Origin of the sequence: Ruegeria arenilitoris (genome assembly GCF_013031355.1) — a bacterium.
GTDB lineage: Bacteria > Pseudomonadota > Alphaproteobacteria > Rhodobacterales > Rhodobacteraceae > Ruegeria > Ruegeria arenilitoris_C.
In genome coordinates, this window is the sequence record NZ_WPZO01000001.1 from 557,840 (window position 1) to 572,165 (window position 14,326).

General features: G+C 58.5%; 12 protein-coding genes. 7 read left to right on the plus strand and 5 right to left on the minus strand.

Annotated features, from left to right (window positions below):
* Positions 1-89: 89 nt before the first annotated feature.
* The 6 genes from GOX63_RS02775 to GOX63_RS02800 all read left to right on the plus strand — a co-directional run bounded on the left by GOX63_RS02775 (position 90) and on the right by GOX63_RS02800 (position 5,917).
* Positions 90-743: an alpha/beta hydrolase gene (locus tag GOX63_RS02775; RefSeq protein ID WP_170324952.1), complete on the plus strand. Its 654-nt coding sequence runs from the start codon at positions 90-92 to the stop codon at positions 741-743.
* Positions 743-988: a hypothetical protein gene (locus GOX63_RS02780; RefSeq protein WP_170324953.1), complete on the plus strand. Its 246-nt coding sequence runs from the start codon at positions 743-745 to the stop codon at positions 986-988. The genes GOX63_RS02775 and GOX63_RS02780 overlap by 1 nt, the downstream gene beginning before the upstream one ends.
* The gene (locus tag GOX63_RS02785; protein ID WP_170544717.1) at positions 985-2,142 is read left to right on the plus strand and encodes an HD domain-containing protein; all 1,158 of its coding nucleotides are present in this window, start codon (positions 985-987) and stop codon (positions 2,140-2,142) included. The genes GOX63_RS02780 and GOX63_RS02785 overlap by 4 nt, the downstream gene beginning before the upstream one ends.
* 390 nt (positions 2,143-2,532) lie before the next feature.
* Positions 2,533-2,868, plus strand: a complete 336-nt coding sequence (locus GOX63_RS02790) for an SMR family transporter (protein ID WP_170324955.1) — start codon at positions 2,533-2,535, stop codon at positions 2,866-2,868.
* A gap of 76 nt (positions 2,869-2,944) precedes the next feature.
* A complete protein-coding gene (gene typA / locus GOX63_RS02795; RefSeq protein ID WP_170324956.1) occupies positions 2,945-4,762 on the plus strand; it encodes a translational GTPase TypA in 1,818 nt (605 codons plus the stop codon).
* 300 nt (positions 4,763-5,062) lie between these two features.
* Positions 5,063-5,917: a hypothetical protein gene (locus GOX63_RS02800; RefSeq protein WP_170324957.1), complete on the plus strand. Its 855-nt coding sequence runs from the start codon at positions 5,063-5,065 to the stop codon at positions 5,915-5,917.
* A gap of 135 nt (positions 5,918-6,052) precedes the next feature.
* Here GOX63_RS02800 and GOX63_RS02805 read toward each other — a convergent pair whose 3' ends face one another.
* The 4 genes from GOX63_RS02805 to recA all read right to left on the minus strand — a co-directional run bounded on the left by GOX63_RS02805 (position 6,053) and on the right by recA (position 11,196).
* A complete protein-coding gene (locus GOX63_RS02805) occupies positions 6,053-6,676 on the minus strand; it encodes a transglutaminase-like cysteine peptidase (RefSeq protein WP_254435844.1) in 624 nt (207 codons plus the stop codon).
* Positions 6,677-7,031: 355 nt separating this feature from the next.
* Positions 7,032-7,319: a DUF1330 domain-containing protein gene (locus GOX63_RS02810; protein WP_170324958.1), complete on the minus strand. Its 288-nt coding sequence runs from the start codon at positions 7,317-7,319 to the stop codon at positions 7,032-7,034.
* Between the two features lies 1 nt (position 7,320).
* Positions 7,321-9,990, minus strand: coding sequence for an alanine--tRNA ligase (gene alaS / locus GOX63_RS02815; protein ID WP_170324959.1), 2,670 nt, complete (start codon positions 9,988-9,990; stop codon positions 7,321-7,323).
* Positions 9,991-10,128: 138 nt separating this feature from the next.
* The gene (recA, locus tag GOX63_RS02820; protein ID WP_170324960.1) at positions 10,129-11,196 is read right to left on the minus strand and encodes a recombinase RecA; all 1,068 of its coding nucleotides are present in this window, start codon (positions 11,194-11,196) and stop codon (positions 10,129-10,131) included.
* 192 nt (positions 11,197-11,388) lie between these two features.
* Between recA and GOX63_RS02825 the strand changes: the two genes are divergently transcribed.
* Positions 11,389-11,982, plus strand: coding sequence for a sulfotransferase family 2 domain-containing protein (locus GOX63_RS02825; RefSeq protein WP_170324961.1), 594 nt, complete (start codon positions 11,389-11,391; stop codon positions 11,980-11,982).
* On the opposite strand, the gene GOX63_RS02830 is transcribed toward GOX63_RS02825, so the two are convergent.
* On the minus strand, positions 11,979-14,270 hold the full coding sequence (locus tag GOX63_RS02830; protein ID WP_170324962.1) for a hybrid sensor histidine kinase/response regulator: 2,292 nt from the start codon (positions 14,268-14,270) through the stop codon (positions 11,979-11,981). The genes GOX63_RS02825 and GOX63_RS02830 overlap by 4 nt on opposite strands.
* Positions 14,271-14,326 lie beyond the last annotated feature (56 nt).

Sequence of the window (14,326 nt, forward strand, 5' to 3'; positions counted from 1 at the left end):
CAATACAATTAGAACCGTTCTAAGGTGCCTGACGATAACAGTCAAGTATATCCCGGCACCCGGAAGAAAAAGACAGGACTAAAGCACACATGCCCGAGGTGATTTTTCCCGGACCCGAAGGCCGCCTGGAAGGCCGTTACCACCCGCAAAAGGAAAAAGACGCACCGATCGCCATCGTGCTGCACCCGCATCCGCAATTCGGCGGGACCATGAACAACAAGGTCGTCTACAACCTGCACTATGCGTTCTACAACATGGGATTCACCGTGTTGCGCTTTAACTTCCGCGGCGTTGGCCGCAGCCAGGGCGAATACGACCAGGGCGTGGGTGAGTTGAGCGACGCAGCCTCGGCGCTGGATTACCTGCAGTCGATGAACAACAATTCGAAACACTGCTGGGTCGCGGGCTTCTCGTTCGGCGCGTGGATCGGAATGCAACTGCTGATGCGCCGCCCGGAAATCACCGGGTTCATCAGCGTGTCGCCGCCCGCAAACATGTATGACTTTTCGTTCCTGGCGCCCTGCCCCTCATCCGGCCTGATCATCAATGGCTCGGCCGACCGTGTGGCGCCTCCGGCTGACACCACCTCGCTGGTGAACAAGCTGCATGAGCAAAAAGGCATCACCATCACCCATAACGAGGTGGAAGGTGCCGACCACTTCTTCCAGGATCGTCACATGGACACGCTGATCACCGATGTCAGCGACTATGTGAAACGCCGCCTGACCGAGAACACGCGCTGATGTCTGACACCATCACCACCCTCGCGTCGAAACTGGCCGAGGACACGATGAAAGTGATGGACGAAACCGGGGACGACCGCTTTTTTGTCGAAGTGGGCGATCTTCTAGGGGCGTCCTCTCAGACGTTGGAAGAGGCGTTCCTGACTGAAATCCGCGTCCGGTTGGCCGAGCGGAAAGCCCGCAAATTCGTGATTCAGAAACTGACGGATCACCGTTCCAAAACAAAAGCGATCGAGAAACAATGACCGAAAGACTGTCCGCGCAAATCGAATTCCTGAAACGCGCGGACAGCCTGAAATCGGTTGATCGCGCCAACTTTCTTCTGGATCAGTCCCGCCCGGAGAACGCCGCCGAACATAGCTGGCAACTGGCGCTTTGGGCGCTGGTGATGCAACCTTTGGCCGGTGCGGATGTCAGCATCGACCGGGTCATTCGGATGCTGCTGCTGCATGATCTGGTCGAGATCATCGTGGGCGACCACCCAATCCACCTGCAAACCGACTGGCAGGCCGTCGAGCGGCTTGAGAAAGCTGCCGCAGCTGAGCTGTTCGGACTTTTGCCCGCAGATCAGGCCGCCGACTGTCTTGCCTTGTGGCAGGAATTCGAGGCCGACCAGAGCCCGGATGCGAAATTCGCCAAGTATCTGGATCGGTGCCAGCCGATGTTCCAGGTTCTGTGCGCGCCTAATCCAATGCCTGAACACAAGGCGATTGTGCAAGACAACCTGAATGGTGGGCGCGCAGCCTATCTGAAGACCGAGTTTCCCGAAGCCTATGCCGCGGCCCAAAGCCTGCTGGACGGTGACCAGCTCGCGGAAACACCCTTCTCGACGCGCCTTGCCTTTCTGGCCGAGACGGACCAGCTGAAATCCGTCTACCGCGCCTCGCGCCTGCTGGACGGCTCGAGGTGCGAAAACTCGGCCGAGCATTCCTGGCACATCATGCTGTATGCGTGGATTCTGGCCGAACACGCGGCCCCCGGTGTCTCGATCGACCGCGCACTGAAAATGCTGTTGCTGCATGATATCGTTGAAATTGACGCGGGAGATCATCCCATCCACGGACAGGTCGACCACGCCGCGCAGGAGGCCGAGGAGCTTGCCGCCGCAGAACGCTTGTTCGGGTTGTTACCGGATGACCAGAAAACGGCCTTTATGTCACTGTGGCGCGAGTTTGAAGCAGCTGATAGCCCGGATGCGCGGTTCGCCAAGGCCATCGATCGCTTTCAAGCCCCGGTCGGCAATCTTGCCACCGACGGCGGAACATGGACGGATTACAACGTCACCTACGCCCAGATCGAACAGCGGGTCGGCACCCCGATACAGCGCGGCGCACCCGGCCTATGGACGTGGCTTCAGCCGCAGCTTGACGCGTTTTTCGCTGCCACAGCAAACACGTAGTCCAAAGAAAAAGAGGCGCTAAGGCCTCTTTTTCCCCCGTGTTTCAGCGGACGCTCAAACCTGATTACTCTCTAACCGTTCAACAAATTTGGCCGCATTTTTGTCGACGGACCCCCCGCCTGCAAGCCACCCAAGCGCCACAATCAACGCCGAAACAAAGACGATAAATCTCGCGAATTTCGTCATCAAAAACACTCACAAACAAAAACCTTTAAAAACAACGGTCTTGTATCACAATGACTGCTGACAAAACAGTCAGGTTATCCTGACCCAACGGTAGCCAAGCGGGATTGGCGTTTGTCTTCGCGCGTGTGACGCCCCCCAGATTCCACTTGCCCGCCAGACTGATTTTGTGCTCAACCTCGCAAAACTTCTGTCGAGATCCTCACCGTGCCCCACGCTTATCTGATCCTGTTTCTGGCGGTCATCGCCGAGACCATTGGTACGACCGCCCTGCAGGCCAGCCAGCAGTTCAGCCGCCTCTGGCCGTCTGTGCTGGTCGTGATCAGCTATGGAATTGCTTTCTATCTGCTGGGCTTGACGCTGAAATTCATGCCCGTCGGGATCGTCTACGCGATCTGGTCTGGCCTTGGCATCGTTTTCATCGCCATCATAGGCTTTATCGTTTTTGGTCAGAGATTGGACTGGCCCGCGGTCCTTGGCCTCACGATGATTCTGACCGGAATCCTGGTCATTCACCTGTTTTCCAAGACTGCTGGCCACTGATCACCGGTTAGGGCTGGCCTATTTAGTCAAACCGCGCTATTCGCGCGGCAACTTCCCGTTCAAAGGCTGACCTCTCATGGACCTGCGCAATATCGCAATCATCGCTCACGTGGACCACGGTAAGACGACCCTGGTGGATGAGCTGCTCAAACAATCCGGCGCGTTCCGGGAAAATCAAGCCGTGGCCGAGCGTGCCATGGACAGCAACGACCTCGAACGCGAGCGCGGGATCACCATCCTTGCCAAGGCCACTTCGGTCGAGTGGAAAGGCACGCGGATCAACATCGTCGACACCCCCGGCCACGCTGATTTCGGCGGTGAGGTCGAGCGGATCCTTAGCATGGTCGACGGCGTTGTCCTGCTGGTCGACGCGGCCGAAGGCCCGATGCCGCAGACCAAGTTCGTGACCTCCAAGGCGCTGGCTCTGGGCCTGCGCCCCATCGTGGTGCTGAACAAGGTCGACAAGCCCGACGCCGAACCCGACCGCGCGTTGGACGAATGTTTCGACCTGTTCGCGAACCTCGGTGCAGATGACGACCAGCTGGATTTCCCGGCCATGTACGCTTCGGGCCGTTCGGGCTGGGCCGACATGGAACTGGACGGTCCCCGCAAGGACCTGACCGCCCTGTTCGACCTGATCGTCGACCACGTCCCTGCCCCCAAACAAGCAGACAAGAAAGACGAGCCTTTCCGGATGCTGGCCACCACACTGGGCAGCGACCCGTTCATCGGCCGCATTCTGACCGGTCGCGTGGAAAGCGGCACTCTGAAGGCCGGTGACAGCCTCAAGGCGCTGTCGCGCGACGGCACGCTGATCGAGAATTTTCGCGCCTCGAAAATCCTGGCCTTCCGCGGCCTGGCGCAACAGCCCATCGACGTGGCCGAAGCCGGTGACATCGTCACCATCGCAGGCATGAGCAAGGCAACCGTGGCCGACTCGCTGGTGTCACCGCAGGTCGAAGAGGCGCTGCCTGCGCAGCCCATCGACCCGCCGACCATCACTGTGACCTTCGGCATCAACGATTCGCCTCTTGCCGGTCGTGACGGCAAAAAGGTCCAGTCGCGCGTGATCCGCGATCGCCTGATGAAAGAGGCCGAATCCAACGTCGCCATCCGCATCACCGACACCCCCGGCGGCGAGGCCTTTGAGGTTGCCGGTCGTGGCGAACTGCAGATGGGCGTTCTGATCGAGAACATGCGCCGTGAAGGGTTCGAACTCAGCATCTCGCGCCCACAGGTCCTGTTCCGTGACGAGGACGGCCAGCGTATGGAGCCCATCGAAGAGGTTACCATCGATGTGGACGACGAGTTCTCGGGCGCGGTGATTGAAAAGGTCACCGGTGCGCGCAAAGGCGAACTTGCCGAGATGCGTCCCGCCGGCGCCGGCAAAACTCGGATCATTGCGCATGTGCCGTCACGCGGCCTGATCGGATACCATGGCGAGTTTCTGACCGACACTCGCGGCACCGGCGTGCTGAACCGTGTGTTCCATGGCTGGGCAGCCCATAAAGGCCCGATCCCGGGCCGTCGTGCGGGTGTTCTGATCTCGATGGAAAATGGTCAGGCCGTCGCCTACGCCCTGTGGAACCTCGAAGAGCGTGGCCGTATGTTCGTTGGTCCCCAGACCGATGTGTATCAAGGTATGGTGATCGGAGAGCATTCACGCGACAACGATCTGGAAGTGAACCCTCTCAAGGGCAAAAAGCTGACCAACGTACGCGCCAGCGGCTCTGACGATGCGGTCCGGTTGACGCCCCATGTTCAGTTTTCGCTGGAAGAAGCCATTGCGTATATCGACGATGACGAACTGGTTGAAGTCACACCGAACGCCGTGCGTCTGCGCAAACGCTTCCTGGATCCGCACGAACGCAAACGCATGGCAAAATCTGCCTAGGGTTGACAGTTTCGCCGTTCACAAATGTGAAACAATACTACAATAGTGGCAGTTTTGCAACCATAGCAGACCCATTAAGTAGCAAATAGCCCGCCATTTTGGCGGGCTTACTTTTTGTTTTTTAGGTTAATTCAACTTTGGAGTGCATTACCCGATTCCGCTCCACTCACGCTCCTCTTGAAATTGTGTCCAAAAACGGGTGTAATCAAGGAATAAGTGTGGCGCGATAGTATTACATAAGCCATGTGTGTCCGCAGATAGAGCGGCAAAGTGTGTAACGAGTTTTGAAGGAGTGGCGCCATGCGCGTGAAATCTCGACTATTGTCTATTGTATTTGTTTCGGCAACATTCCCACTGATCACAGCCGGTGCGGCGCTAGCAGAAAGATGTAACATCAAAACGGCTCGGCAGTCTGTGTCGACCGAAACGTTGTGCGCCTGCTCGGTCGTCGATACCCGGATGCTGCGCTACATTCAGCGGCGTGCTGATTTCGAGGATATCCTGGCGCGAACTCTGGAAAGCTGTCCGGCATTTGCTGCGGTTCTGACTGACCTGCCAACAGCGACAGCAGCCGCATCGGCGCGCGATGGTGAGGATGCTAGCTCTGGGTTCGCAGGTACGTCCGGCGGCAGCAATGGTAGCCCATCTTCCACAAGCACTGACGGCGGCGACAACGGCAACGACGGTGGAGACGACGGTGGAGACGACGGTGGTGACGGTGGCGACAACGGCGGCGGCGGCGGAAACGGCGGCGGCGGAAACAACGGCAGCGGCGGCAACGACGGCGACGGCAACGGCGGCAACAACGGCAGCGGTGGCAACGACGGCAACGGCAACGGCGGCAACAATGGCGACGGTGGAAACTCCGGCGACGGCAACGGCGGCAACAATGGCGACGGTGGAAACTCCGGCGACGGCAACGGCGGCGACAACGGCAGCGGTGGCAACGACGGCAGCGGCAACGGTGGCAATAACGGCGACAGCGGTAACACCGGTGACGGCAACGGCGGCAACAATGACGGCGGCAGTGGCGGCAATACCGGTGGCGCCGGTACCGGTGGTGGCGACGGCGGCGGCAACTCAGGTGGCGCGGGCACCGGTGGTGGTGACGGCGGCGGAAACTCCGGCGGTGCCGGAGCTGGCGGTACATTCTAAGTGAAAAGCTGGGGATTTGCGCCGTAGTAAGTGGCGCATCCAAGCCCAACGAACAAAGCCTTGAATACGAAAAGGGCGACACGAGTGTCGCCCTTTCTCATACTTCAGTAACTCATCCGTTCTGCATGAAATGCATCAACTCCGGCTGTAAACGCCGACCCAACCACTGGGTTTCCGCGGGTTTTGCATCCGAAGGAACAAATAGTGCGTTGCCGACCATGGCTTGATCTGATTGGTCAGGTTGTCCAAAACCAGATCTCCAGCCGCCGAGCGGTACACGAGCACAGCATGTGCATTCCGCTGGGTATCCAAAACCGTCGCGATCAACAATTTGCTGGGATCGACCCCGGCGCGAATAAGGTCTCGTTTCTTCAGCAGAGCGAAATCCTCACAATCCCCACCCCGGGACGTCGGCAATGCCCATCTTTCAGCGGTCCGGTACTGTGAAAGATCAGTCACCGAACGCGTTGTTGCGTTGACCTGGCGATTGACCCGCTCGATTATCTGCATTTCCTGTCGGCTGGACATGGACGCGGCAGCCTTACCGGAACACGCCCAGCTATACTGACGGCACAATTGGCGCGCACCTGAAGGCGGCGGAGAAGCGGCCACGATCTTGATAAAGCTGCCTTCGCTTGCACCGGCAGCGGTGCCTGCGGCCAATGCACTCGACGCCAGTACGGCGACTGCGAACAGTCGACCCATAGATGAGGCCAACAGCGAAATAACGGCTCTGTATTCAGTGCTGAACGGTTTCATGCCTGTTCCTCGATCCAAATTCATTCATGCGATTGCGGGAAACGGGGCCGTAGATTGTTTTGCTAACTATCAGTGCACGGGGCCGTTTGCGCAATCTGCAGTGAGGTTGCAATGGAAAAGAGGCGGAAATTCGTTCCGCATTTTGACCATTTCAGGCAAGAATTAAGAGAATTTGGCCACAATCTATGGGTGACCTTACGTAATCTTTTCGCCCGACGCCCGCGATAAGCGCTTGAAAACCTTACCAGCAATCGGAATAGAAAAAGGAAAGGCGGCCACTCAGGCCGCCTTATTTACGCGTTGGCTGAAAACCGCTCAACTGGTCGGAATCTGGCATAAGTTTGCCAACGTGATTCTAGTCGGTGATCTCGACAACGACCAATTCACGCTCACTGGCACCACGTGCGTGGTCCAATGCCGCCTGATATTCGGGGGATTCGTAGCACTCAACCGCAGCCTCAACCGAGGGGAACCGGGCGACCACATTGCGGGGCCGCTCTTTCCCTTCAAGCTGCACATAACGAGCGGCGCGGGCGATAAATTCGCCCCCGTGCTTGGCGATGGCGGGGCCCGCCAGCTCGGCATATTTTCCATAGGCCTCAGCGTCGGTCACGGTGACATGGGCGATCCAGAGTGCAGGCATATTATCCTCCCAATACTTGCTCTGCGGCTTTGATCGCCGCGTCGGAATTCGAGGCATCACGGCCGCCGCCCTGCGCCATGTCGGGGCGTCCGCCGCCGCCTTTGCCCCCCAGTTCGACCACTGCGGCCCGAACCAGATCAACAGCCGAGATCTTGTCCGTCAGATCCGAGGTTACACCGGCCGCAACGGCAGCCTTGCCACCCGCATCAGCAATCAGCAGCACCGCACCCGAGCCCATTCGGCTTTTGTGTTCGTCGATCAACGCGGGCAGGTCTTTGCCCGAAACACCACTCAGCGCCTGCGCCAGGAAGGGTACTCCGTTAACGTCGCGGGCCTCGGCACCGCCCTGCCCCGAGCCGCCAGCCATTGCCAGATCACGGCGCAGCTGAGCAACTTCGTTTTGCAGGGCCTTGCGCTCATCCAACAGTGACTTTACCCGGCTGACCACATCATCAGGCTGCGCCTTCAATTCGGCCGAAATCTTCCCAAGCCGTTGATCTTGTGCCGAAAGATGGCGGAAAGCCTCATCCCCGGTCAGCGCTTCGATCCGGCGTACGCCCGCACTGCTGGCGCTGTCACCCAGCACGACAAAGGTGCCGATATCCCCGGTTTGACGCACATGGGTCCCACCGCACAGTTCGATCGACCAAGTGTCGCCGTCATGTCCCTTACCGGTCGGGGCCTTACCCATCGAGACAACACGAACCTCGTCGCCGTATTTCTCACCGAACAGCGCCTGAGCACCCAGTTCACGCGCATCGTCCGGCGTCATGATCCGGGTCTCAACGGACGAGTTCTGGCGGATGAAGTCATTCACTTCGCGCTCGACCTTCTGGATTTCCTCGGCGCTCAACGCCTTGGAGTGGCTGAAGTCGAACCGCAGCCGATCCGATGCGTTCAGCGACCCGCGCTGCGCAACATGATCACCCAGCGTTTCACGCAGCGCCTCATGCAGCAGGTGCGTGGCCGAGTGGTTGGCCCGGATCGCCGTGCGGCGCGCGTGATCGACCGCAAGCTCAACCGAGTCGCCAGTTGACAACGTGCCTTGGCTGACCGTCACCCGATGGGCATAGACCTTGCCTTCGGCATACTTGCGCGTGTCTTCAACCTGCGCCACATCCTGCATGTTCTCGAGACGCCGGATTTCACCGGTATCACCAACCTGACCACCGGCTTCGCCATAGAAAGGCGTCTGATTGACGACAACCCAGCCGGTGCCACCCTGTTCGATCTTGTCGACCAGTGCACCGTCAACAACCAGCGCGGCCACCTGACCTTCGGCTTTCTCGGTATCGTAGCCAAGGAAATCCGTGGCCCCAGCCTGATCCAGAACGTCAAACCAAATGGCCTGATCCGCGGCTTCGCCCGACCCCGCCCATGCGGCGCGCGCCTTGGCTTTTTGTTCGGCCATGGCGGCATCGAAACCGTCCGTATCTACAGTCAGGCCTTTTTCGCGCAGCGCATCCTGCGTCAAGTCCAGCGGGAAACCGTAAGTGTCATACAGCTTGAACGCCGCATCACCAGAAAGAGCCGCACCTTCGGACAGGCTCGCAACTTCGTCATCTAGCAACTTAAGGCCGCGATCCAAGGTTTGCTTGAAACGTGTTTCTTCCAGCAACAGCGTCTCTTCGATCAACGGCTGCGCCTGGCCCAATTCGGAATACTGCGCGCCCATCAGTTGCACCAGCGTCGGAACCAGACGATGCATGACTGGATCTTTCGCCCCCAACAGATGCGCGTGTCGCATAGCCCGCCGCATGATCCGGCGTAGCACGTATCCGCGGCCGTCATTGCTGGGCATTACCCCGTCCGCAATCAGGAACGAGGTCGAACGCAGGTGGTCTGCGATGACGCGGTGATGGACGTTCTGGTCCCCATAAGAATCAACCCCGGTCGCCTCCGCAGATGCCTCGATCAGCGTCTTGAACAGATCGGTGTCATAGTTGTCATGGCTGCCCTGCAGCAGCGCACCGATCCGCTCCAGCCCCATGCCAGTGTCGATCGACTGCATGTCGAGTTCGACCATCGAGCCATCTTCGAACTGCTCGTTCTGCATGAAAACGATGTTCCAGATTTCGATGAACCGGTCGCCATCTTCCTCGGCCGAACCCGGAGGGCCACCCCAGATGTGATCGCCGTGGTCATAGAAAATCTCGGTGCACGGCCCGCACGGGCCAGTCGGTCCCATCTGCCAGAAATTGTCATTGGTGGCGATGCGGATAATCCGGTCTTCCGGGACACCGACCTTTTTCCAGATCTCAAACGCCTCGTCATCGGTGTGATACACCGTCGTCAACAGGCGGCTCTTGTCGATGCCGAACTCTTTGGTGATCAGTTCCCACGCAAACGGGATCGCGTCTTGCTTGAAGTAGTTTCCGAACGAGAAATTCCCCAGCATCTCAAAGAACGTATGATGCCGTGCGGTGTATCCGACATTGTCCAGATCGTTGTGCTTACCTCCGGCGCGCACACATTTCTGCGCCGTGGTCGCACGCTGATAATCGCGGGTTTCCACTCCGGTAAACAAGTTTTTGAACTGCACCATGCCCGAGTTTACGAACATCAGCGTCGGGTCATTGCGCGGGACCAGAGGGCTGGACGCCACCACCTCATGCCCCTGTTTGGCAAAGTAGTTCAGAAAGGTCGATCGGATATCGTTCAGCGTGGGCATAAGCTTCTCTCAGCGCGCAATCATATTGTGTTGAAACGGGTTTATCGCCGTCCCTGCGGATAGTCCACAGCATTGGAGGCGCCGAACGAAACAAGGCGGCCCGCTGGACCGCCTTGCTGTCGTAATTCTCAGTACCCGTTAGGCTTCGAGGATATCGTCATCCTCGGCAGCACCCGGTGGCATGTCGAACTCCAGACCGTGCGCGGCACGAATCTTGTCTTCGATCTCAAGCGCAGCACGACTGTTGTCACGCAGGTACTGCTTGGCATTCTCACGCCCCTGCCCGATCCGCTCGTCACCATAGCTGAACCACGAGCCCGACTTCTCGACCACACCGGCCTTGACGCCTAGATCCAGCAACTCACCCATTTTGCTGATGCCTTCGCCATACATGATGTCGAACTCCACCTGCTTGAACGGCGGTGCCACCTTGTTCTTGACGACCTTTACGCGAGTCTGGTTACCGACCACCTCGTCCCGGTCCTTAATCGCGCCAATACGGCGAATATCCAGACGGACCGAGCTGTAGAATTTCAGCGCGTTACCACCGGTCGTGGTTTCCGGGCTGCCGAACATCACCCCGATTTTCATCCGAATCTGGTTGATGAAGATAACCATGCAGTTCGAACGGCTGATCGAGCCGGTCAGTTTGCGCATTGCCTGGCTCATCAGACGGGCTTGCACACCGACATTGCTGTCGCCCATGTCGCCTTCCAACTCGGATTTCGGCGTCAGCGCCGCCACCGAGTCGACCACGACCATGTTCACCGCACCCGACCGCACCAGCGTATCGGTGATCTCCAATGCCTGTTCGCCGGTGTCGGGCTGCGAGATCAGCAACTCATCCAGATCAACGCCCAGCTTGCGGGCATATTGCGGGTCCAGCGCATGTTCCGCGTCGACGAATGCGCAAACACCACCGCGTTTCTGCTGTTCTGCAATACAATGCAGAGTCAGTGTGGTTTTTCCCGAGCTTTCCGGGCCGTAAATCTCAACAATCCGGCCCATCGGCAGGCCGCCGATCCCCAGCGCGATATCCAGCCCCAGTGAGCCGGTCGAGCTCGCATCGATGTCCTGCTTGGCGTCCTCGCCCAGCTTCATGATCGAGCCCTTGCCGAACTGCCGTTCGATCTGCGCCAATGCGCTGTCGAGCGCCTTTTGCTTGTCTGCGTTTTTCTTGTCGCTCATCGTCAGAAGATCCGCCATTGTCCTGTCGCCTTCCCTTTTGTCACACCCTTGAACGGGCGGCAATCGCTGCTTTGTTCGCCTCTTGTTCCTTATGAGACCAAAAAGAGAACATTTCAACTAAAACTTACGAGACTTACTGTTCAGCAATTGTGTTAAAGAGTCGTTTACGCCAATCTGGGACAGCAATAAAGATTGGCAAAGGGCGACTAAATGCTTGTTTTCTATAAGGAACGCCTTGCGTTTCTGGCCGTTCCAAAAACAGGCAGCACGGCCTATCACACCGCCCTGCGCGACCGCGCCGACTTTGTCGTGACCGGTCCACCAGATTTGAAACACGCCCCCGTGCGGCGCTATGACCGCTTTTTTCAGAACATCTTTCGGAAAATGTACGATACCGAGATGGAGATCATGGCGGTCGTGCGCGAACCGATCGATTGGTTGGGCAGCTGGTACAAGTTCCGTAGCCGAGATGATCGGATTGGGCATCCGCATTCCACCCGTGATCTGAGCTTTGATGACTTCGTGCAAGCCTACATGCAAAGCCCCCGCCCTGAATTTGCTGATGTCGGCAGCCAAAGCCAGTTCTTCCGCACCCGGAGCAACGGTTTTGGCGCCAGCCACATCTTTAAGTATGAGAACCAGGATCAGATCCTGGATTTTCTACAGGATAGGCTAAACATGCAGATCGACCTGAAACAGGAAAACGTCTCACCCCATCGCGAGTTGATCCTGACGCCCGAGACGGAACGCAAGTTCCGTAAACGGCACGCCGCCGAGTTTGCCTGTCATGATTCTGCGCTTTAGTTGATCTGCTGAAACACCGCCTCGGTCAGTTGGTTCAGCGAGAACGGCTTGGGCAGGAAGGTGGAATTCGCAATCTCGGGACCGGAATCTCCGAACGCACCCTCGGTATAGCCGGACATGAAGATCACCCGTGTGTCCGGACGCGTCTCCATCGCTTTGCGAACCCAGGTCGGCCCGTCCATGCCGGGCATGACCACATCGGTGACAAAGACATCGACATTCAGCGCACCGTCTTCCAGCAGGCGCAGCGCCTCTTCCGCCGACTCGGCTTCGAGCACGGTATAGCCTTTCAACCGCAGCGCACGTGTCGCGAAGGCGCGAACCGGCGCCTCGTCTTCGACCAACAGAACAACCCCTTCGCCCTGACGCGCGGTTTGCGTATCGGCGGCGGGTATCGCGTCGGGTTGGGCTTCTGGCGTGGCGACTGAGACAGGCAAGTAGACGATGAATTCCGTCCCGTGCCCTTGAAGGCTGTCGACAAAAATGAACCCGCCCGTCTGTTTGACGATGCCATACACCGTCGACAAACCCAGACCGGTGCCTTCCCCGGTGCGTTTGGTGGTATAAAACGGTTCGAACACCTTCTGCAGCTTGTCCGCAGGAATTCCGACGCCGCTGTCGATCACCTTGACGGTGACATATTCGCCCGGCTGCACCGTCGCCCGGTCGCGCGCGAAGGGCTCGTTCAACACTACAACCTCGGTCTCGATCCGCACTTCGCCGCCATCGGGCATGGCATCACGCGCATTCACAACGAGGTTCATAAGCACCTGCTCAAGCTGCCGTTTGTCAGCCCGCACCGGTTTGAGAACCGGATCGTGGCTGAGGATCAGGCGGACTTTCTCGCCCACCAGCCGGTTTAGCAGGTGAATCAGATCCGAGATCGTATCCCGCAGATCCAGCACCTCGGGCTGCAGCGTCTGTTTCCGCGAGAACGCCAACAACTGACTGACCAGAGCAGCGGCACGGTTGGCGTTCTGGTTGATCTGTACGAGGTCCCCATAGTTCGGGTCATTCTGGTCATGCCGCAACAGCAGCAGATCGCAATGCCCCGATATGGCCGTCAGCAGGTTGTTGAAGTCATGGGCAACACCGCCGGCCAGTTGCCCGACTGCCTGCATTTTTTGCCCCTGCACGAACTGCGCTTCTAGCGTCTTAAGCTCAGTGGCGTCGTTCAGTACGGCAATCAGTTGAACCTGCCCATCATTCACCACGCGGTTCAGCGTGACCTGAACGAACACCTCTTTGTCCTGTCGGGTCAGGCGCAGGAACTCGGACCGCATTGCCGGTTCCTGGGCGGCCGTTCGTGCCAACCAGTCCAATACCGGATAGCCAAGCCCGTGCATGATTTGGTCCGCATTGGTTTCGCCGGGCGCGATTTCCCCGATCAACTTCACGGCCAGTCGGTTAGCCTCCAAAATCCGCCCATCGGGTGCAAGGCGCACGATCGGAACCGGCAAATCAGCAAAGGACGTCCCACTGTTGGCCTGCCCCGCCGCCTCTGTCGGCAGTACGAGCAAGTCGCGCCCGGTGCCGGACCGGTTAAGTTCGCACACGGCGGCAGAGACGGTTCCATTTGCCGTCTGAACCTGCACGATGTCGCCCTGCTGGCCCGGGTCGGCAGAAAGGACCTGTTGAAGCCTGTCCGGCCTGTGCCCCAGCAAATGAGCTGCCGCAACATTGACCCGCAGCAACGTGCCGTTGCGACCTTCGGTCAGAACCGGAACAGAGACCTCATCCCACTGTCCCGGAGTGTCCAGATGAAAGCGCCAGCAAAACTGGCCATTACCAACATCGAACACCGAAACCGGGACGGTCGATCCGACGGTCACGATGTCTTCGCGCGCTTTGCCGAAAATCTCGGCCTTCGACTGAAGACGCAGTAGTACCGCCGCCGGATTCGCAAACATGGACTTCAGGCAATGTTCCAATCGCACGCCCGGAAAGGCCTGAAACTTGTTTCGCGCCTCTGAATTGGCCGCCAGAATATCACCCTGAGCGTTTGCGATCATGCAGGGAAACAAATCCTGCTCGGCGAAAACCGCCATGGTCTTCACCGCCTGCTGCGCCAGATGGTCCACGATCTTACCGCGAAGCACCACCAGGAAACTCGCCGCCAGCAGCGATACACCCGCGACGACAAAACCGGTGTGCCAAAGCTGCGGCACAAGCCCCACAACGGGTGCAAGGCCCAGCAGTGCGCCGATGAAGACCAATGGGGCCAGTCGCAATCCGGACGGGGCGTTTTGAAAGGACGGATCAGAGAAAGCTTCCGTTGTATCAGTCATAAACAACTCAGATCAGTGGGCTTTCACGCAGTCAGCCCAAATAAGGTTAATGCCCG